The 18,652-nt window shown below is 53.9% G+C and carries 20 protein-coding genes; 15 read left to right on the forward strand and 5 right to left on the reverse strand.

Features of this window, described 5'->3' with window-relative positions; genetic code table 11:
- Nucleotides 1-431 precede the first annotated feature (431 nt).
- Nucleotides 432-3,206, forward strand: a complete 2,775-nt coding sequence (locus tag IMQ56_RS01395; RefSeq protein WP_196063772.1) for an autotransporter outer membrane beta-barrel domain-containing protein — start codon at nucleotides 432-434, stop codon at nucleotides 3,204-3,206.
- An 89-nt stretch (nucleotides 3,207-3,295) separates the two neighbouring features.
- The gene (locus tag IMQ56_RS01400; protein WP_032652678.1) at nucleotides 3,296-3,922 is read left to right on the forward strand and encodes a helix-turn-helix domain-containing protein; all 627 of its coding nucleotides are present in this window, start codon (nucleotides 3,296-3,298) and stop codon (nucleotides 3,920-3,922) included.
- Nucleotides 3,923-3,924: 2 nt separating this feature from the next.
- On the opposite strand, the gene ampH is transcribed toward IMQ56_RS01400, so the two are convergent.
- Nucleotides 3,925-5,085, reverse strand: coding sequence for a D-alanyl-D-alanine-carboxypeptidase/endopeptidase AmpH (gene ampH, locus IMQ56_RS01405; protein ID WP_003859164.1), 1,161 nt, complete (start codon nucleotides 5,083-5,085; stop codon nucleotides 3,925-3,927).
- A 351-nt stretch (nucleotides 5,086-5,436) separates the two neighbouring features.
- On the opposite strand from ampH, the gene sbmA reads away from it, so the two are divergent.
- Together sbmA and IMQ56_RS01415 are read left to right on the forward strand one after the other, a co-directional pair.
- Nucleotides 5,437-6,657: a peptide antibiotic transporter SbmA gene (gene sbmA / locus IMQ56_RS01410; protein ID WP_003859162.1), complete on the forward strand. Its 1,221-nt coding sequence runs from the start codon at nucleotides 5,437-5,439 to the stop codon at nucleotides 6,655-6,657.
- Between the two features lie 12 nt (nucleotides 6,658-6,669).
- Nucleotides 6,670-7,767 carry a DUF1615 domain-containing protein gene (locus IMQ56_RS01415; protein WP_196063771.1) on the forward strand — a complete coding sequence of 366 codons (1,098 nt, stop codon included), beginning with the start codon at nucleotides 6,670-6,672 and terminating at the stop codon, nucleotides 7,765-7,767.
- Here IMQ56_RS01415 and IMQ56_RS01420 read toward each other — a convergent pair whose 3' ends face one another.
- Nucleotides 7,768-8,070: a DUF2755 family protein gene (locus IMQ56_RS01420; RefSeq protein ID WP_003859159.1), complete on the reverse strand. Its 303-nt coding sequence runs from the start codon at nucleotides 8,068-8,070 to the stop codon at nucleotides 7,768-7,770.
- 247 nt (nucleotides 8,071-8,317) lie between these two features.
- On the opposite strand from IMQ56_RS01420, the gene IMQ56_RS01425 reads away from it, so the two are divergent.
- On the forward strand, nucleotides 8,318-8,539 hold the full coding sequence (locus IMQ56_RS01425) for a DUF2754 domain-containing protein (protein ID WP_015571318.1): 222 nt from the start codon (nucleotides 8,318-8,320) through the stop codon (nucleotides 8,537-8,539).
- 3 nt (nucleotides 8,540-8,542) lie between these two features.
- On the opposite strand, the gene ddlA is transcribed toward IMQ56_RS01425, so the two are convergent.
- A complete protein-coding gene (ddlA, locus tag IMQ56_RS01430; protein ID WP_017383150.1) occupies nucleotides 8,543-9,640 on the reverse strand; it encodes a D-alanine--D-alanine ligase in 1,098 nt (365 codons plus the stop codon).
- Nucleotides 9,641-9,743: 103 nt separating this feature from the next.
- On the opposite strand from ddlA, the gene IMQ56_RS01435 reads away from it, so the two are divergent.
- The 5 genes from IMQ56_RS01435 to adrA all read left to right on the forward strand — a co-directional run bounded on the left by IMQ56_RS01435 (nucleotide 9,744) and on the right by adrA (nucleotide 14,101).
- Nucleotides 9,744-10,427, forward strand: coding sequence for an extensin family protein (locus IMQ56_RS01435; RefSeq protein ID WP_017383151.1), 684 nt, complete (start codon nucleotides 9,744-9,746; stop codon nucleotides 10,425-10,427).
- Between the two features lie 169 nt (nucleotides 10,428-10,596).
- Entirely contained in the window at nucleotides 10,597-11,811 is a 1,215-nt protein-coding gene (locus IMQ56_RS01440; protein WP_015571317.1) for a multidrug efflux MFS transporter, read from the forward strand.
- Between the two features lie 208 nt (nucleotides 11,812-12,019).
- A complete protein-coding gene (iraP, locus tag IMQ56_RS01445) occupies nucleotides 12,020-12,280 on the forward strand; it encodes an anti-adapter protein IraP (RefSeq protein WP_003859148.1) in 261 nt (86 codons plus the stop codon).
- 294 nt (nucleotides 12,281-12,574) lie between these two features.
- Nucleotides 12,575-12,895, forward strand: coding sequence for a phosphate starvation-inducible protein PsiF (gene psiF, locus IMQ56_RS01450; RefSeq protein ID WP_015571316.1), 321 nt, complete (start codon nucleotides 12,575-12,577; stop codon nucleotides 12,893-12,895).
- A 102-nt stretch (nucleotides 12,896-12,997) separates the two neighbouring features.
- Entirely contained in the window at nucleotides 12,998-14,101 is a 1,104-nt protein-coding gene (adrA, locus tag IMQ56_RS01455) for a diguanylate cyclase AdrA (RefSeq protein WP_032647387.1), read from the forward strand.
- A gap of 16 nt (nucleotides 14,102-14,117) precedes the next feature.
- Here adrA and proC read toward each other — a convergent pair whose 3' ends face one another.
- Nucleotides 14,118-14,927, reverse strand: a complete 810-nt coding sequence (gene proC / locus IMQ56_RS01460) for a pyrroline-5-carboxylate reductase (RefSeq protein WP_015571314.1) — start codon at nucleotides 14,925-14,927, stop codon at nucleotides 14,118-14,120.
- A 97-nt stretch (nucleotides 14,928-15,024) separates the two neighbouring features.
- Between proC and IMQ56_RS01465 the strand changes: the two genes are divergently transcribed.
- From IMQ56_RS01465 to ppnP, 5 genes are all read left to right on the forward strand, one after another.
- The gene (locus tag IMQ56_RS01465) at nucleotides 15,025-15,483 is read left to right on the forward strand and encodes a YaiI/YqxD family protein (RefSeq protein ID WP_150325780.1); all 459 of its coding nucleotides are present in this window, start codon (nucleotides 15,025-15,027) and stop codon (nucleotides 15,481-15,483) included.
- Nucleotides 15,484-15,627: 144 nt separating this feature from the next.
- Nucleotides 15,628-16,152, forward strand: coding sequence for a shikimate kinase AroL (aroL, locus tag IMQ56_RS01470; RefSeq protein ID WP_017383154.1), 525 nt, complete (start codon nucleotides 15,628-15,630; stop codon nucleotides 16,150-16,152).
- A 44-nt stretch (nucleotides 16,153-16,196) separates the two neighbouring features.
- Nucleotides 16,197-16,388 carry a protein YaiA gene (gene yaiA / locus IMQ56_RS01475; RefSeq protein ID WP_003859135.1) on the forward strand — a complete coding sequence of 64 codons (192 nt, stop codon included), beginning with the start codon at nucleotides 16,197-16,199 and terminating at the stop codon, nucleotides 16,386-16,388.
- A 236-nt stretch (nucleotides 16,389-16,624) separates the two neighbouring features.
- Nucleotides 16,625-17,302 carry an AroM family protein gene (locus tag IMQ56_RS01480; RefSeq protein ID WP_003859133.1) on the forward strand — a complete coding sequence of 226 codons (678 nt, stop codon included), beginning with the start codon at nucleotides 16,625-16,627 and terminating at the stop codon, nucleotides 17,300-17,302.
- Between the two features lie 71 nt (nucleotides 17,303-17,373).
- On the forward strand, nucleotides 17,374-17,661 hold the full coding sequence (gene ppnP, locus IMQ56_RS01485; protein WP_003859131.1) for a pyrimidine/purine nucleoside phosphorylase: 288 nt from the start codon (nucleotides 17,374-17,376) through the stop codon (nucleotides 17,659-17,661).
- A gap of 47 nt (nucleotides 17,662-17,708) precedes the next feature.
- Here the strand turns inward: ppnP and rdgC are convergent, their stop codons facing one another.
- Nucleotides 17,709-18,623 carry a recombination-associated protein RdgC gene (rdgC, locus tag IMQ56_RS01490; protein ID WP_006809928.1) on the reverse strand — a complete coding sequence of 305 codons (915 nt, stop codon included), beginning with the start codon at nucleotides 18,621-18,623 and terminating at the stop codon, nucleotides 17,709-17,711.
- Nucleotides 18,624-18,652 lie beyond the last annotated feature (29 nt).

Raw genomic sequence — 18,652 nt, forward strand, 5'->3', positions numbered from 1 at the left:
ACAAAGAGGTATAGTGTACCTGAAAGCAGGGAGCGGTGTTTTACTAAAGTTGTCTTTTAGATTTTCGAAATCGACTAATATTCGCTGTATGTATTTTGTCTATATTATAAAACTTATTCTGGTGTTCAGCGTGGTGTTTAATATTGGTGAGGTTTCTATATTGGTTCGGGATTATAAATATAAATGATTTATTGCTTTTTATTATATGTGCCGAAGCAACTAAAGTAGTTTGCAATCAGTTGAATTTATAATATTTATTCATAATGATTGATATTTCCATGGTTTTATAAGCCTATTTGTCTGAATACGGACTTAATGGAATCATTCATTGAACCTTTTCGAAGTGAAACTGCATAATTCCTTCCGCAATTTAATGTTGCTAAATGATTTGATGGACAAACTTGCTTACGTCCCTGAGGAGGGATGACCCAATGCAAACATGGAAAAAGAAACTGGTTGTATCACAACTTGCATTAGCCTGCACACTGGCTATCGCTTCTCAGGCCAATGCGAAAGATATATCCGGCACAACATATAATACTTTTGGCTATGACAATACCGCGTCCACGCCCTGGTATTATGGTTATGCTGACTGGGGTTATTCAGATGCCACACATGATGGTGACATTTATCCAGTCATCAATAAATCAACCGTAAACGGAGTTATTTCGACATACTATCTGGATGATGGTGTCAATGGCCGTGCGAACGCGTTGAGTATTTCTAACAGCACCATTAACGGCATGATCACGTCAGAGTGTATGACCACGACGTGTGCAGATGGCGTGGATACTGACGGTACCACTCATACCCAGTATGATCGTTTTAGCCTGACTGTTGATAACTCCACCATCAACGATACCTACGAGCATTACGCCTACGATGTCGTCAATGGTGAAACCACTGAAACGCATTATCTGGACACCTATGGTCTGGGTAACGCGATCACGCTGGACGTTGAATCTGACATCGTTATTCAGAACAACTCCCATATCGCGGGCATCACGCTGACGCAGGGTTATCAGGAGCTGGATAACACGCCATACGACGGTGTTGAAGGCGTTGCTAACAGCAGCAATATCTTTACCGATACGCTGGTGGTGAAAGATTCTGTGCTGACCTCTGGTGCGTACAGCGATCTGGGTACCAGTGGCTTCTACGGTCAAACGGCGAAGCCGAGCGACTACGGTGAAACCAACGCCACGGCTGCGGATGATGCGGCGCTGATCGTTGTTGCTGGCGCGTCTGATAACGCTATGCAGACCACCGCTACCTTCGATCACTCTACCATTACCGGCGACATCCTTTTCGCCAGCACCTTTGATAACAACTTCTACGAGAATGGCGATCCGGCAACGGATACCACCGATGACGGCGTCTATAACCCAACTACCAACGGCTGGGATGATACCGACAAGCTGGATGTCATGCTGACCAACGGCAGTAAATGGGTGGGTGCCGCGCAGTCCAGCGTTGAAGCCATCGGCACGGCGCAGATGTATGGTGAAGGCTACAGCGATGTAGACTGGCACACGCTTTCTCCAAACAGCATCTGGCCTGATTCTACCTTTGACAGCAACGGTCATGTTGCAGGTGAAGAAGTTTATCAGAGCGGCCTGTTCAACGTGGCGCTGGATAACGGTTCCGAGTGGGATACCCGTAAGATCTCCAACATCGACGCGCTGACGGTGAACAACCAGTCTCAGGTCAATGTTGAAAACTCCGGCCTGCTGGCAGATTCCATCACCCTGACCAATGCGTCTAGCCTGAATATTGGCGACAGCGGTGGTGTGGCTACCGACAGCCTGTATCTGGATAGCTACAGCCGTGCTGCACTCACTGAAGAGACAGCTGAGCTGTATGCCAACACCATTACCGTGGACAACGGTGCAGAGCTGGCGCTGGGTCTGGGTCAGGTTGATACGCACAATATGGTGCTGACCGATGGCGGTGTGCTTAACGTTGCCAGCCGTGATTATGTGCTGAACAGCGACCTGAACAACGCACGCTATATCACCAACGATCGCTCTAAAGCGGACTACGACTATGGTGTTGTCGCGCTGAACTCTGACGGCCATCTGGCGGTGAACGGTGACGTTGCCGGTAACTATAAAGTGCGCATCGACGATGCGACCGGCGCAGGCTCCGTAGCTGACTACGAAAACAAAGAGATCGTTCGCGTCTATGACAATAACGCGGATACCGCAGCCAGCTTTACTGCCGCAAACAAAGCCGATTTAGGTGCTTATACCTATCAGGCGCAGCAGAAGGGCGACACCGTTGTTCTCCAGCAGGAAGAGCTGACTGACTACGCCAACATGGCGCTGAGCATTCCTTCTGCTAATACCAACATCTGGAATCTGCAACAGGATACCGTGGGTACCCGTCTGACCAACAGCCGTCATGGCCTGGCAGATAACGGCGGCGCATGGGTGAGCTATTTCGGCGGCAACTTTGACGCGGATAATGGCACCGTTAGCTACGATCAGGACGTAAGCGGCATTATGGTAGGTCTGGATACTCAGATCGACGGTAATAACGCGAAGTGGATTGTCGGTGGTGCGGCTGGTTTCGCGAAGGGTGATATCAGCGATCGTACTGGTCAGGTCGATCAGGACAGCCAGACTGCGATGATCTACGCGTCGGCGAAGTTCATGAACGACATCTTCCTCGACAGCTCCCTGAGCTACACCCGCTTCAACAACGACCTCTCTGCTACCATGAGCAACGGTCAGTATGTTGACGGTAATACCACGACTGACGCCGTTGGTTTCGGGATGAAACTGGGCTATGACTGGAAACCAAACCTGTCTGGCTACGTCACGCCTTACGCGGCGATCTCTGGCCTGTTCCAGTCCGGTGATGACTACCAGCTAAGCAACGACATGCGTATCGATGGTCAGTCTTACGACAGTATGCGTTATGAACTCGGCGTGGATGCAGGTTATACCTTCAACTACGGCGGCGAGCAGGCATTAACGCCTTACTTCAAACTGGCTTACGTGTATGACGATGCCGACAACAATGCTGATATCAACAATGACAGCATTGATAACGGCGTGGAAGGCTCTGCGGTTCGCGTGGGACTGGGCACTCAGTTCAGCTTCACGAAAAACTTCAGTGCTTACACTGATGCGACTTATCTGGGCGGCGGCGACGTTGACCAGAACTGGGGAGCAAACCTGGGTGTGAAATACACCTGGTAATATAGAAAGCGCGGGGGATTTTTCCCCCGCTTTTTTATGTGTTTTAAAAATTATAAAGAACCGACAGATACAGATGACTTGAGGTATGCATGAGCGTTAATGCGAAGCCACTTTCTGAATTAAGCCGGCTCATAAAGTGTCTGGAAGTCGCCGGTACCCCATTCAAGATCGAACCACAACAATTAATAACTACCGGCAATAATGATGATGAACCATTGACCGTTGTCATACAATCCGGCCTGACGGCCGTCCACCGTAAATCAGACGAATTACTTATGGGTATTGCGCGGGCACCGTATATCCACGGTTTAAGCGCATGGATAAATGAAAACTATCTTGAATATTCTCTGATGGCACAAACGCCTTGTACCGGGTTTTATTTACCGGCATCTGACGCGTACCAGCTTATTCAGGACGCGCAACTTTGGCAAGAGGCTTTCTGCTGGCTGTCATGGCTTAACCATTTATTGGGAAAACGTGACATGCAATTGGTCGGAAATAATTCCTATAGCCAAATCCGGGCGATGCTGATCAATATGGCCGAGTGGGATGACACGCTACGTTCAAAAATTGGTGTTATGAATCATATTCAGCGTAGCACGCGTATTTCTCGTTCGGTCGTTGCTGAGGTTCTGGCGGCGCTGCGGCAGGGGAACTACATCAATATGAGCCGGGGCAAACTGATCAGTATCAACCGTTTGCCCACGGACTATTGAGATCAGTTAGAGGCCGTAAGCACCTGCGCTTTATTGGCGCTCAGCTCGGCCACCAGATTATTTACGCCATCACTCATATTCACGAAGCGTGTATTTGGCGACCGGGTGACCACCACAAAAGCGCCTACGTTTGATTGCGGAATCATCGCCATGTAGGTGATGAACCCGCCACCTCCACCGGTTTTTTGAATAATCCCCGGTCGGCCATCTTTTGGCGCCATATACACCCAGCCCATGCCGAGGGCATCGGCTTTACCTGGAACATCCATGCCAATGACGCGTCGTAGCTGAGCACGCTGGTAGATGAGCGTCTGCATTCGGTCGGCCTGATTGCTGCGCGCGTAAAAATCCGATGAGAGGAACTGTTGCATCCAGCGCATCATGTCGCCAGGCGTAGAGTAAACGCCACCGCTGCCAATGGCGGCCAGCGTGTTATTGCACGGGCTGGCCCCTTTTTCCGCCACCATCAGACGCTTGCACTGGTCCGGGGAGGGGGTGTAAGTGGTATCTTTCATCCCGAGCGGACGCGTGATCTGCTCTTCAAACAGTTGAGGGTAGGGCTTACCCGACGCCGTCGCTAAAGCGTCGGCCAGCAGATCAAACGCCAGGTTAGAATAGCCGGCCTGCGAGCCCGGGGCCGATTTCAGGGTTGCTGTGCTCAGGTAGTTCCAGCGTTGCTCGCGGGTTGGCCAGACAAAGACAGGGCGATGCGCAGCGCCACCGGGCTGTTCTCGCGGCAGGGCGCTGGTATGGGTCGCCAGATTCACCAGTCTGATCGGCGTTCCCTGATATGTCGGAACGCGAGCGCCGGGCGGTGCATATTTGCTGAGTGGATCGTCGAGTTTCACCACGCCCTGATCGAGCAGTTTCACCAGCATTTCGCTGGTCATCAGCTTGGTTATCGATGCGACACGGATAACGGAATCCAGCTGCGGACGAACGTTATTTCCCGGTCGTGTTTCACCGAAGCTGCGAAACACCCGCTGGTTACCGTCGATCACGACCAGCGCCATTCCCGTCGCACCGCTGCCGTAATAAATAAGGTTCGCGTAGCGATCGGCAATGTCAGAGGCCAGAACCGGGGCCGTCAGAGGCTGTGCTGCCTGGGCGGTGGACAGGCTCACCGCACACAGCGCGGCGATAGAGAGCAGACAACGTTTCAACGAAAAGCATCCATCAAGTGAATAAGGAAAGTTACGGGTAGTTATACTACTAATCGGCGTCGGGCAATGGCCCGATTTGCATAACGATAGCGAGAAAAACGTAACCGTGGGTAAATTTGAACAATTTACTTGCGGCGTGGCTCCCATTTTGTGACATCGACCGTATGATAGACGCTACGATCGCTGTTGCGAATGAAACGCACCGAAACAATTCCTGAAAACTGTGAAGCGAACTAATAATTCACCCGCAGGTCTCACTTTTTTGCCTGAGCCGGGAGGCTGGCACAGGCAAGGTTTCGTGTGGCGATATGTTGAACACAGCAACAGCCATAACAACAAGAAGGAAGCACAATGTTTAAGTCTTTTTTCCCAAAGCCGGGGCCCTTTTTCCTGTCGGCATTTATTTGGGCACTGCTGGCTGTCATTTTCTGGCAGGCCGGTGGCGGCGCGTGGCTGACCCGTCTTACGGGGGCAACGGGCGATATTCCCATTAGCGCAGCGCGCTTCTGGTCCATGAGCTATCTGCTTTTCTACGCTTATTACGTGCTCTGCGTAGGGCTTTTCGCCATGTTCTGGTTCGTCTATTCTCCTCACCGCTGGCAATACTGGTCGATTCTCGGCACGTCGTTAATCATCTTTGTCACCTGGTTCCTGGTGGAAGTGGGCGTAGCGGTCAATGCCTGGTATGCGCCGTTTTACGATCTGATCCAGACGGCGCTGAGTTCGCCGCATAAAGTGACCATTAACCAGTTCTACCATGAGGTGGGGATCTTCCTCGGCATCGCCCTCATCGCCGTGGTGATTGGCGTGATGAATAACTTTTTCGTCAGCCACTATGTATTCCGCTGGCGTACCGCGATGAACGAACACTATATGGCGCACTGGCAGCACCTGCGGCATATCGAAGGTGCCGCACAGCGTGTGCAGGAAGACACCATGCGTTTTGCCTCTACTCTGGAAGATATGGGCGTGAGCTTTATCAACGCCATCATGACGCTGATCGCCTTCCTGCCGGTGCTGGTGACGCTCTCGTCGCACGTTCCGGAGCTGCCGATTGTCGGCCATCTGCCATACGGCCTGGTGATTGCTGCGATTGTCTGGTCGCTGATGGGAACGGGGCTGCTGGCGGTGGTGGGGATCAAGCTGCCGGGGCTGGAGTTTAAAAACCAGCGCGTGGAAGCGGCCTACCGTAAAGAACTGGTGTATGGCGAAGACGATGCCAACCGTGCGTCACCGCCTACCGTGCGTGAGCTGTTCGGCGCCGTACGTCGTAACTATTTCCGCCTCTATTTCCATTACATGTATTTCAATATCGCGCGCATTCTTTATCTTCAGGTTGATAACGTTTTCGGGTTGTTCCTGCTGTTCCCGTCCATCGTTGCGGGTACGATTACGCTCGGTCTGATGACCCAAATCACCAACGTCTTTGGTCAGGTTCGCGGTTCGTTCCAGTATCTGATCAGCTCCTGGACTACGCTGGTGGAGCTGATGTCCATCTACAAACGTTTACGCAGTTTCGAGCGTGAGCTGGACGATAAGGACGTGCAGGAAGTCACCCATACATTAGGTTAAAAAGGAATTGCTATGCCATTTGCCGTACCACGTGCATTACCGCTGACGTTACTCGCCGCTTTTGTGCTGGCGGGCTGTGCCGAAAAAGGGGCTGCCCCGCTCAAAGAAGGGGAGAAGCCCGTTGATGTGGCGAGCGTGGTGCGGCAAAAGATGCCCGCCAGCGTGAAGGATCGCAGTGAGTGGGCTGATGCGCTGGCAGCGACCTTCAAAAGCCAGAAGATCGCGCCTACCGAGGAGAATATCTGCTCGGTGCTCGCGGTGGCGCAGCAGGAATCGATGTATCAGTCAGATCCTGTAGTGCCTGGCCTGAACAAAATCGCCTGGAAGGAGATCGACCGCCGGGCCGAATCGATGTATATCCCGGTTTTCCTGGTGCATACCGCCCTTAAAATCACCTCGCCAAACGGTAAAAGCTACAGTGAACGGCTGGATACGGTGAAAACCGAGAAACAGCTTAGCGCCATTTTCGATGATTTCATCAATATGGTGCCGATGGGGCAGAAGCTGTTTGGCTCACTGAATCCGGTGCATACCGGCGGTCCGATGCAGGTCAGTATCGCATTTGCGGAAAAGCATACCGACGGCTATCCGTGGGATATCGACGGTACGGTACGTCAGGAGGTCTTCTCCCTGCGCGGTGGGCTGTGGTTTGGGACGTATCACCTGCTGAATTATCCGGCCAACTACGATAAACCGCTGTATCGCTTTGCCGACTTTAACGCGGGCTGGTATGCCAGCCGAAATGCAGCCTTCCAGAATGCGGTAAGCCGCGCCAGCGGTGTGAAGCTCGCTTTGGACGGCGATCTCATTGCTTACGGCAGCAGTGAGGCCGGGACCACCGAACGTGCGGTGCGAAAACTCTCGACGAAGCTGGAGATGAGCAACAGCGACATTCGCCGACAGCTGGAGAAGGGCGACAGCCTGGCGTTTGAGAAAACGGATCTGTATAAGCAGGTCTTTGCGCTGGCCGAGAAGAAAAGTGGAAAGGCATTACCCAGAGCCATTCTGCCAGGCATTCAGCTGGAAAGCCCGAAGATCACGCGTAACCTGACGACCGCCTGGTTCGCGAAACGCGTTGACGATCGTCGGGCACGCTGTATGGGACTGTAATCAGTGGCGGTTGCGCCAGCGCAGGACAAGGGCAATCACGCCCAGAACCATGCTGCCCGCGAGGAAGGGAATGAGTCCAAATACGGTGCTCACGCCTAAACCGATTTCAACGCGCGGGCGGCCTGTATCCTGCACCTGCATCAGATGCTCATACACGCCAGGGGCATGCACCAGCATATTCAGCAGTTGGGTTCCTGCCCAGAAACAAAACAGAACAAACAGGGCATAGGCAATATTCCCCGCCGTGGAGGTTTTTGGTTGTTTTCCGCCAAAAATCGGTTTCGACAATGTAAAGTCTGCCATAAGACCTCCCGAAAATATCACTCTGTTTTAATACGCGTCGTACAGGGTGAGTGTGACAGGTCATAGCATTTGTCAATATCAGAATCGTGGGAAATTCGGCTCAGGATTTCTCCTGGATTGTCGATTTCTGCATCACGTCACAAATTGATAACATAAGTGAAACTGCGCTGCATTTCAGAATTTACGTATCCGCCACAGACGCCATTATCAAACTGTGAGAGGATAGTTTTTTTCTGCCGGAGTTGTCATGAAGCTCACTTCCAAATTACGCCGTGACTGGCATTACTACGCCTTTGCGATCGGGCTGATCTTTATTCTCAACGGTGTTGTCGGGCTGCTGGGATTTGAAGCGAAAGGCTGGCAAACCTATGCGGTTGGGCTGGTAACCTGGGTAATCAGTTTCTGGCTGGCGGGATTTATTATCCGCCGTCGTCCCGATGAGACGACGACGGCAGAGAAAGCTGACTAACCGTTAGTTAACGGAACTTTTCAGGGCGCTGTCAGCGGCGTGACGTTCCAGCGCCAGTTCAATCAGGCGGGTGATCAGTTCCGGATAGCTTATCCCGCTGGCCTGCCACAGCTTCGGGTACATGCTGATATTGGTAAAGCCCGGCAGAGTGTTGATTTCGTTAATCACCACCTCGTTATCCGGCGTCAGAAACACGTCGACGCGCGCCATCCCACAGCATCCCAGCGCCTGATAGGCTTCAACGGCGATCGCCCGGATCTTGTCGTTAACGTCAGGATCGAGCGCGGCGGGAACCACAACCTGGGCACCTTTGTCGTCAATATATTTGGTGTCGTAGGAATAGAAGTCACTGTTCAGTACCACTTCACCACAGGTACTCGCCTGCGGGAAGTCGTTGCCCAGTACGGCGCACTCAATTTCACGACCGTTAATTCCCTGCTCAACCACCACCTTATGGTCAAATTCAAAGGCCAGACGAACGGCATCGTTAAACTGCGCTTCGCTGGTGACTTTGCTGACGCCGACGGACGAGCCCTGATTCGCCGGTTTCACAAACAGCGGCAGGCCGAGTTGCGCCTGGATCTGCGCGAAGCTGTGTTTATCGCGGTTGGCGCGAGTGAGCGTCACGAACGGCGCAATATTCAGACCGGCGTCGCGCAGGAGACGTTTTGTGACGTCTTTATCCATGCAGGCGGCAGAGCCCAGCACATCGGAACCGACAAATGGCAGGTTCGCCATCCGCAACATGCCTTGCAGGGAGCCGTCTTCGCCCAGCGTGCCGTGAACGATAGGGAATACTACGTCAATCTGTGCCAGCGCCTGCGCGTTCCCGGCATCGATAAGCTGTCCCTGTTCCACGCCTGGAACCGTTGCGACGCTGACATCAGAAGGATTAAGGGCAATGTGCGCCGGATCGTCAGCGTGTAACAGATACTGGCTGGCATCGTTAACATGCCACTGGCCCTGTTTATCAATGCCCAGCAGCACCACGTCAAAACGGCTTTTATCAATCGCATCAACGATATTTTTAGCCGATTGCAATGACACCTCGTGCTCTGCCGATTTTCCCCCAAAGACAATACCTACGCGCTGCTTTGCCATCTCACTCTCTTCCAGTCTGACGAAAAGCCCATAACATACCACGATGCCCGGCGGGTTTCGCGGCCTTCTGCCATAATGTTTTGGGGATGCTGAAGGGGGGCGCGTGAAAGGAAAAGGTCTGCTTATTCTTATTGTTATTGCCGGGATCGCCACGGTGGGCTACCGCTGGTTGCCGCCGTATTACAATCCTTTCGTGCCGCTTACGCTTGACGATCCGCCCGGAAAAATAACCCAGTTTAAACTTCGACGTTTAACACCGCAGGCATGCGAAAGCCTGTTAGCGCAGGCGAATCAACGCCAGCTTATCCGTACCCAGGCTGTCGCTGACAGCGCCGGTGAGTGTCCGCTGAGTAACGTGGTGCGCGTGCGCGATTTTGGCCCGGTGAGCCTGAACAGCAGCTTTCTGGCCAGTTGTCCGCTGGCGTTAAGTTCGGCGCTGTTTGTCAGCCAGCAGGCCCGACCGCTCACCAAAACCTGGACCGGAAGCGAGCTTACGCGTATTGAACATCTGGGCAGCTTCGCCTGCCGCAATATCTACAGCCGCCCGGATGCGCGGCGCAGCGAACATGCCACGGCGGATGCGCTGGATATCAGCGCTTTCAGGCTGGCAAATGGACAGCGCGTTACCGTCCTGAACGGCTGGAAAGCGGAAAAGACGCAGCCCTGGCTACAGGCCCTGCTCTCGGCAAGCTGTGGCTATTACGGTAACGGTCTGGGGCCGGACTATAATGCCGCCCATGCCAACCATTTCCATCTGGGGATGCGCGGCTATGGATTATGTCGATGAAGCATAATCTTCCGCCAAAAATTGGATAAATTGTGACTTATTTCACAAATATGATGACTGGGAAGATAAAACACCAAAGTCTGCAAGGCCGCATCTCTGGCGCTATGTCATTGCGCGTAACTTGCTAATCTGTCGGCGAATTCGCCTAAAAATGAAGACTATTTCTGTTATGGAATCCTGGAAAGTTAATCTCATTTCAGTCTGGTTCGGCTGCTTCTTCACCGGACTGGCTATCAGCCAAATATTGCCCTTCCTGCCGCTGTATGTGTCGCAGCTGGGAGTGACTTCCCATGAAGCGCTCTCGATGTGGTCCGGCCTGACGTTCAGCGTGACGTTTCTGGTCTCCGCCATTGTGTCGCCGATGTGGGGCAGCCTGGCGGATCGCAAGGGGCGCAAGTTGATGCTGCTCCGCGCCTCGCTGGGGATGGCGATAGCCATTTTGCTCCAGGCCTTCGCCACCAACGTCTGGCAGCTGTTTATTCTGCGGGCGATAATGGGGCTGACCTCCGGTTACATTCCGAATGCCATGGCGCTGGTGGCCTCACAGGTACCGCGTGAGCGAAGCGGCTGGGCGCTCAGCACGCTTTCCACGGCCCAGATCAGCGGGGTCATTGGCGGCCCGCTGCTCGGCGGCTTCCTGGCGGACCATGTCGGGCTGCGTGCGGTCTTTATCATTACCGCGATCCTGCTAACGATCAGCTTTCTGGTCACCCTTTTTCTGATTAAAGAGGGCGGGCGGCCTGTTGTCAGTAAATCCGAACGCCTGAGCGGAAAAGCGGTTTTCGCCTCGCTGCCTTATCCTGGCCTGATGATTAGCCTCTTTGTGACGACGATGGTGATCCAGCTCTGTAACGGTTCGGTAGGGCCGATTCTGGCGCTGTTTATCAAGTCGATGGCGCCGGACAGCAGCAACATTGCTTTTCTGAGCGGGATGATTGCCGCGGTGCCGGGCGTGTCGGCGCTGATGTCTGCTCCGCGTCTGGGGAAACTGGGCGACAGGATCGGTACGGCACGTATTCTGATGGCAACGCTCATCATTGCGGTGATCCTTTTCTTTGCCATGTCATTCGTCACCACACCTCTTCAGCTCGGCATCCTGCGCTTCCTGCTTGGCTTCGCAGATGGCGCCATGCTGCCCGCTGTTCAGACGCTGCTGGTGAAATATTCCAGTGACCAGGTAACCGGCCGCATTTTTGGCTACAACCAGTCGTTCATGTATTTAGGCAACGTAGCGGGCCCGCTTATCGGCGCCTCGGTCTCGGCGATGGCGGGTTTCCGCTGGGTATTTGCCGCGACGGCGGTGGTGGTCCTGCTGAATATTATTCAACTGGCCTTTGCCTTGCGACGCCGCAGGCGAATCGCTGAGGCAAAGTCGGCCCGGTAAACACGATAATATATTATTTATTCTTATGAACGCCGCATTTTTATATAACGAAATGCGGCGCCTTTCTTTCAGGAAAACGTTTCGCTTTCGCGCTGAAATATCTTTTTTGGCAGCGATGTCACTTTTGCATAAGATAAAGCTAATCCATGCTTTTCATTATTCAGAGAGGGTGTTAATTTCAGGGGAAATCACATAAGGAAATAGCACCATGAAAAATCTCATTGCTGAGTTGTTGGTTAAGCTTGCCCAAAAGGAAGAAGAGTCGAAAGAGCTGGTTGCCCAGGTCGAGGCGCTGGAAATCGTTGTGACGGCGCTGCTGCGACAGATGGCAAAACCGGAGCAGGAGGCGTTGATCGACAACGTTGAAGGTGCGCTGGAAAAAGCGCGTCCTGATTCCCAGGTGCCTGCGGAAGATGCGGAGCTGCTTCAGCAATACGTAAAGAAGCTTTTAAGGCATCCTCGCAGCTAACCTGCCTGAGGTGAAATGACGTGTCACAGAATTGTCATGCAGGATGCCTGGCGTCGCTCTGTTTTTATTTTTACACATTTATGCAGGGAAAATTAAATTGAGACAGAGCACACCTTTCACCGCATAATTTCTGTTATTAATTACCGCCTCCCACCCGGCCAAACCGGTTAATGAATATTGTGCCGATACAGGGCTGAAATAACCGCAGAGCCCGGCGAAAATCAGAGTCGCAGGGTGGTTTTTTTCCCGTAACGAGCCAGACTTAACGTGGAACTTCACATAAAGGATGGTGCAATGAAAACAACAATACTGGTTACCCTGCTCTCTGGCCTGTGTCTGATCGCCTCAGCACACGCGGAAGAGAAAACGTTAACGCCCCAGCAGCAGCGCATGACGACCTGTAACCAACAGGCGACATCGCAAAGCCTGAAAGGGGATGCCCGTAAAACGTACATGAGCGACTGCCTTAAAAATGGTGCGGCTAAACCCGGTGAAAAAAGCCTGACCCCACAGCAGCAAAAAATGCGTGAGTGCAACGCCCAGGCGACACAGCAGATGCTGAAAGGCGACGATCGCAGCAAGTTTATGAGCGCGTGCCTCAAAAAACAGGCGTAGTGCTAACGGGTGAGTCACGGCTGTGGCTCACCCAAAATTTCATACTTTCCCCGCTATCCCCCTCTCTATAATTTGGGAAAATGTTTCAGAATATTCCCAAAAATGATGAATGATGAGTTTTATGACAATCACGAGAACATTCGGGAAGCGTGGCACCAGCAGCTTTCTCAGGATGATTCATACCGTTCCGGTCTGCGATTTGCCCGGCGAATACGGCTGGCACGCATCGTTGGTCTGGCGGCGCTATTCGTTCCGCTTGCCAGCGTCCTGGTGAGCCAGTTTCTTTCCGGCGTCTGGTGGTTATTGCTGGTGGGCTGGGTCTTTGTCTGGCCCCATCTGGCCTGGCAGCTGGCTTTTCGTTCGGCTGAACCCCACAGCAGTGAAATTGTTAATCTGAAAATCGATGCCATTATTGCCGGTGTCTGGATGGGGCTAACAGGGTTCAATGCGCTACCAACAGCGGCGCTGATCGTGATGATCGGCATGAATATGATGGGATCGGGGGGATGTCGGTTATTTCTGACAGGACTGGCGCTGCTTGCTCTGTCTGCTCTGCTCACCGTGCAATCCACGGGTAGTCCTGTGGTATTGACCTCTGAACCGCTGGCGTTGTGGCTGACGCTCCCCGTGCTGGTGGTCTACCCCATACTGTTTGCCTGGCTCAGCCACCGCACGGCGATCCGTCTGGCAGAGCATAAGCGTCGGCTTGAGCTGATGAGTACCCGCGACGGAATGACCGGCGTATTCAATCGCCGTCACTGGGAAACGCTGCTGCGTAACGAATTTGAGGCCTGCCGTCGAAGCCATCGACAGGCGACGATACTGCTCATCGATATCGATCACTTCAAGACGATCAACGACACCTGGGGGCATGACGTGGGGGATGAAGCGATTGTCGCCATCACGCGCCAGCTTCAGCTGACCCTGCGCTCAGGCGATTATATTGGCCGTTTTGGCGGGGATGAGTTCGCGGTGATCATGTCCGGCACGCCTGCCGACAGCGCGATTGCAGCGATGTCGCGCGTCCACGAACGGCTGGTCAACATGCCGCTGCACGGAGCACCTATGGCGAGGTTGTGTATCAGCGTTGGGGTTGCCCCCTGGGGGGCGCAGTTCACCCACTATCGTGAATGGCTAAAGGCGGCGGACGTGGCCCTCTATAAAGCCAAAAATGCCGGACGGGGCCGCACCGAAGTGGCCGCCTGACGCCCGGCGTAGCGCATCAGGACTTACTGAGCTTCTCTGATTTTTCCATGCATTTTTCCATCGCCTCGATCACGGCGGAGCGGAACCCGCGATCTTCCAGCACGCGCACGGCTTCAATGGTTGTGCCCCCCGGTGAGCACACCATATCTTTCAGTTCGCCCGGATGTTTACCCGTTTCCAGCACCATTTTGGCCGAACCCATCACCGCCTGCGCTGCAAATTTGTAGGCCTGCGCGCGCGGCATTCCACCCAGTACGGCGGCATCGGCCATGGCTTCGATAAACATAAAGACATACGCCGGGGCAGAGCCGCTCACGCCGACTACCGGGTGGATCATCGGTTCGGCAATCACTTCCGCTTCGCCGAAGCAGCGGAAAATATTCAGTACATCCGCCACGTCTTCAGATGTGACCAGCGCGTTCGGGGTAACGGATGTCATACCGGCATTCACCAGCGACGGGGTGTTTGGCATGGCGCGAACAATCTTACGGTCGTGGCCCAGCGCGCGGGCGAGCTGATCGAGGGTCACGCCTGCGGCAATCGATACCACCAGGGTCTCTTTGTTAAGGCTGGAGGTGATCTCGCTCAGGACTTTAATCATGATATTCGGCTTAACGGCGCCAAAGACAATATCCGCCACCTGAGCCACGTCCTGTGCGCTTTCGGCAGCGTTGACACCATACTCATCACGCAGCGCCGCGACTTTATCCGGGGATGGGGTATAGACCCAAATCTGCCCCGGCAGCACCTGCCCGCTGGCAATCAGTCCGCCGAGGATAGCTTTGCCCATATTTCCGCAGCCGATAAACCCGATTTTCTTATCCATCACGTCTCTCCGTTATTATGCGTTGTTATCTCTCATTGATAGCTTAACAACGAAATGCAGGCGACAATAGTCACCAGAATCATAATGGGGAGAGACTATGGCGATTTGGGTTGATGCGGACGCGTGTCCGAATGTCATCAAAGAGATTTTATTTCGTGCTGCCGAGCGCGTGCAGATGCCGCTGACGCTGGTGGCGAACCAGAATATCCGCGTGCCGCCCTCCAGATACATCCGTTCTCTGCGCGTTCCGTCCGGGTTTGACGTGGCGGATAACGAGATAGTACGCCTGTGTGACGCAGGAGATCTGGTGATCACCGCGGATATCCCGCTGGCTGCCGATGTACTGGCGAAAGGGGCGGCGGCGCTGAACCCGCGCGGAGAACGCTATTCGCCGGCAACGATCCGGGAGAAGCTCACCATGCGTGATTTTATGGATACGCTTCGTTCCAGCGGCGTGCAAACCGGTGGGCCGGACAGCATGTCGCAGCGCGATCGCCAGCAGTTTGCCGCCGAGCTGGATAAATGGCTGCTGGAAGTGAAGCGCCGCCCGGCGTAGCCCACCTCCGGGCGGTTTTGTGGTACAGTGTGGCTTCCACAGGCTTGTCATTCCGTACCGCTTTGCAGTAAAGTTAGCGCAACATCTACTGCAATCATTTCTTTACAGCCTTCAGTTATCCGGCAGCAAGGGGAACACCTGGTTATGAACCCACCCATCTTTTTAGTTGGCCCTCGCGGCTGTGGGAAAACCACCGTTGGTCTGGAGCTGGCGCGTCTGTGCCAGAGTCAGTTTGTCGATACTGACCACTGGCTCCAGGAGAATGCCGGTAAGACCATCGCCGATATCGTTGAAGATGAGGGTTGGGAGAGCTTTCGTGCGCGTGAAACAGCCACGCTGGAAGCGGTGACCGCGCCGTCAACCGTGATCGCGACCGGTGGGGGCATTATTCTGGCGCCGTATAACCGCCAGTTTATGCGCGAAAAGGGTGTCGTGATCTACCTCTGTGCCCCGGTTTCTACGCTGGTGGGGCGGCTGGAGGCGTTTCCGGAAGAGGGACAGCGCCCGGCGCTGACCGCGAAACCGCTGAGTGAAGAGGTCAGCGACGTCCTCGCCGAACGCGATGCACTGTACCGCGAGGCGGCACACCACGTTGTGGATGCGTCAGCGTCACCCGAGAAAGTTGCGATTCAGATTATTACCGCCCTGCGTTTGGCTTGCGCCAGCTAACAGCCGTCTATACTCATAGCTCAGACATAAAAAAAGGATGAGCTATGCCAACCAGACCTCCCTATCCGCGTGAAGCCCGCATCGTTACCGTTGAAAAAGGTAACGGCGATCAGACCGTAACCTGGTACCAGCTGCGTGCCGATCACCCTAAACCTGATTCGCTGATCAGCGAACATGAAACCGAACAGGAAGCGCTGGATGCGAAACGGCGCTATGAGGATCCTGAGAAGTCCTGACAGGAATCCGAATTCGTTACAACCGTGCCTGAATCACACTTTTAACATATCGCTGATGTTAAGCAGCAGTTAATATTTAGTTATTACAGGTGGATTCGGAAAGGCCAGTCGATCTTTACATTACGGTGTAGAGATCCCCTGCTACCCTTGGTGCTGTTTTGTTGAAAAAATGAACAGTGCAGCGTAGTGAGCCTGTACCTGTGTGGCAGTTGTGGTAGTAACGGAAGGCGATCAAAATGAAGGCGACGTTGGCGATCCTCACGATTGGTGTGGTGCCTGTAAGCGAAGTATTACCGCTCTTAACCGAGCATGTCTCTGAACAACAAATTACGCATCTCAGTCTGTTAGGGAAGCTGAGTCGGGAAGAGGTCATGGAAGACTACGCGGTCGGAGAGGGGGAAGATCCCCTGGCAACGTTACTCAGTGACGGTAAACTGGCGCATGTGTCGCGCCAGAAAATCGAACGCGCGCTACAGGGCGTGATCGAAGTGCTCGACAATCAGGACTATGACGTTATTTTGCTGATGAGCACGGCACCCGTTAAAGGGCTCAGCGCGCGTAATGCCATTCTGCTCGAACCGATGCGGATTATCCCCCCGCTGGTGGCCTCAATTGTTGATGGTCATCAGGTTGGGGTCATCGTTCCCGTTGAGGAACTGCTGGATAACCAGACGGTGAAGTGGGCCGCGCTGGAGCACACCCCGCTGTACGCACTGGCAAACCCGTTCTGGGACAGCGAAGCGAAGCTGATTGCGGCCGGGCAGGAGTTGATCGACAGAGGGGCGGATGTCCTGATGCTCGACTGCCTGGGCTTCCATCAGCGGCATCGTGATTTACTGCAAAAGGCGCTGGATGTTCCGGTGCTGCTCTCTAACGTCCTGATGGCGCGCCTGGCGTCAGAATTACTGGTGTAATGATTTTGCGTGACAGGTCATGAGCATGGCCCCTATAGTGGATTTTTCTCTATAAATATAAGGGCCAGTTCATGCTTCAAAGTAACGAATACTTTTCCGGTAAAGTGAAATCCATTGGTTTTACCAGCAGCAGCACTGGCCGCGCCAGTGTCGGCGTAATGGCGGAAGGGGAATACACCTTTGGCACCGCAGAAGCGGAAGAGATGACGGTGGTCAGCGGCGCGCTGAACGTCCTGCTGCCGGGTGAAACGGAGTGGAAAGTCTATAGTGCCGGGCAGGTCTTCAACGTGCCGGGCCACAGCGAGTTCCATTTGCAGGTTGCAGAGCCAACCTCTTATCTGTGCCGCTATCTGAAATAAAAGCATGCCGGGTGGCGCATTCGCTTACCCGGCCTACGTTTTGCCTGTCAGCGCTGCGCTTCGCCGCCGAGACCTTCCACCAGGTTCTGAATCAGCGCCGCCAGCTCGCCGGTCATCAGGATAAAGTCTGCGTCAAAGCGCTGAGCATAATCTTCGCGGTCGATATCTTCGTTCTGATCGCGCAGTTCATCGCAGAACTTAAGGCGCTTCACGGAGCCGTCATCACACATCACAAACTGAATGCGCTGCTGCCAGTCGAGTGCCAGTTTGGTCACCACTTTGCCCGCTTCAATGTGCACGGCGATTTCGTCGCTCACCAGATCCTGTTTCTTCGCGCGGATCACGCCGCCATCTTCCAGCAGCGCTTTCAGCTCTGCTTCATCAAGGATCTGGAAGCCCTGCGCGGCAGTCCCGCTGCGCACCCACTCGGTCAGGGTCAGCTCAATCGGCGTTTCCAGCGCCAGCGGTACCACCGGTAATGAGCCAAGGCTCTTACGCAGCAGCGCCAGCGTATCTTCCGCTTTTTTGGCGCTGGCGCAGTCCACCATGATCAGCCCGTTCACGGTGTCGATCCACATCATGGTCTGGCTAAAGCGGCTAAAAGCGCGCGGCAGCAGCGAGTGCAGCACTTCATCCTTAAGCGAATCTTTTTCGGTTTTTTTAAGCTTACGGCCCTGTTCAGCTTCCAGCTTGAAGATCTTCGCTTCGAGCGCCTGCTTAACCACGGGCGTCGGCAGGATCTTCTCTTCTTTACGGGCGCAAACGATGATTTGCCCCGTGCTGCTGGCGTGGGTCAGCGCATCGCTTTGAGAACCCATTGGCGGAACCCAGCCGGTTTTTGCCATATCCTGGCTACCGCAAGGGGTAAAGGAGTAAGCGGCTAACTGTTTTTCCATCTCTTCTGCACGCAGCGAAACGTCGCGGCTGAGACGGTAAACCATCAAATTTTTGAACCACAGCATGATAATTTCCACGGCCTTGTCGTTAAATC

Origin of the sequence: Enterobacter sp. Res13-Sevr-PEC09-46 (assembly GCF_015672585.1) — a bacterium.
In the GTDB taxonomy this organism is placed as follows: domain Bacteria; phylum Pseudomonadota; class Gammaproteobacteria; order Enterobacterales; family Enterobacteriaceae; genus Enterobacter; species Enterobacter hormaechei_C.

Coding starts and splice junctions, on each gene's coding strand:
- IMQ56_RS01395 (WP_196063772.1), top strand. CDS start 432: ATGCAAACATGGAAAAAGAAACTGGTTGTATCACAACTTGCATTAGCC.
- IMQ56_RS01400 (WP_032652678.1), top strand. CDS start 3,296: ATGAGCGTTAATGCGAAGCCACTTTCTGAATTAAGCCGGCTCATAAAG.
- sbmA (WP_003859162.1), top strand. CDS start 5,437: ATGTTTAAGTCTTTTTTCCCAAAGCCGGGGCCCTTTTTCCTGTCGGCA.
- IMQ56_RS01415 (WP_196063771.1), top strand. CDS start 6,670: ATGCCATTTGCCGTACCACGTGCATTACCGCTGACGTTACTCGCCGCT.
- IMQ56_RS01420 (WP_003859159.1), bottom strand. CDS start 8,070: ATGGCAGACTTTACATTGTCGAAACCGATTTTTGGCGGAAAACAACCA.
- IMQ56_RS01425 (WP_015571318.1), top strand. CDS start 8,318: ATGAAGCTCACTTCCAAATTACGCCGTGACTGGCATTACTACGCCTTT.
- ddlA (WP_017383150.1), bottom strand. CDS start 9,640: ATGGCAAAGCAGCGCGTAGGTATTGTCTTTGGGGGAAAATCGGCAGAG.
- IMQ56_RS01440 (WP_015571317.1), top strand. CDS start 10,597: ATGGAATCCTGGAAAGTTAATCTCATTTCAGTCTGGTTCGGCTGCTTC.
- iraP (WP_003859148.1), top strand. CDS start 12,020: ATGAAAAATCTCATTGCTGAGTTGTTGGTTAAGCTTGCCCAAAAGGAA.
- psiF (WP_015571316.1), top strand. CDS start 12,575: ATGAAAACAACAATACTGGTTACCCTGCTCTCTGGCCTGTGTCTGATC.
- adrA (WP_032647387.1), top strand. CDS start 12,998: ATGATGAATGATGAGTTTTATGACAATCACGAGAACATTCGGGAAGCG.
- proC (WP_015571314.1), bottom strand. CDS start 14,927: ATGGATAAGAAAATCGGGTTTATCGGCTGCGGAAATATGGGCAAAGCT.
- IMQ56_RS01465 (WP_150325780.1), top strand. CDS start 15,025: ATGGCGATTTGGGTTGATGCGGACGCGTGTCCGAATGTCATCAAAGAG.
- aroL (WP_017383154.1), top strand. CDS start 15,628: ATGAACCCACCCATCTTTTTAGTTGGCCCTCGCGGCTGTGGGAAAACC.
- yaiA (WP_003859135.1), top strand. CDS start 16,197: ATGCCAACCAGACCTCCCTATCCGCGTGAAGCCCGCATCGTTACCGTT.
- IMQ56_RS01480 (WP_003859133.1), top strand. CDS start 16,625: ATGAAGGCGACGTTGGCGATCCTCACGATTGGTGTGGTGCCTGTAAGC.
- ppnP (WP_003859131.1), top strand. CDS start 17,374: ATGCTTCAAAGTAACGAATACTTTTCCGGTAAAGTGAAATCCATTGGT.
- rdgC (WP_006809928.1), bottom strand. CDS start 18,623: ATGCTGTGGTTCAAAAATTTGATGGTTTACCGTCTCAGCCGCGACGTT.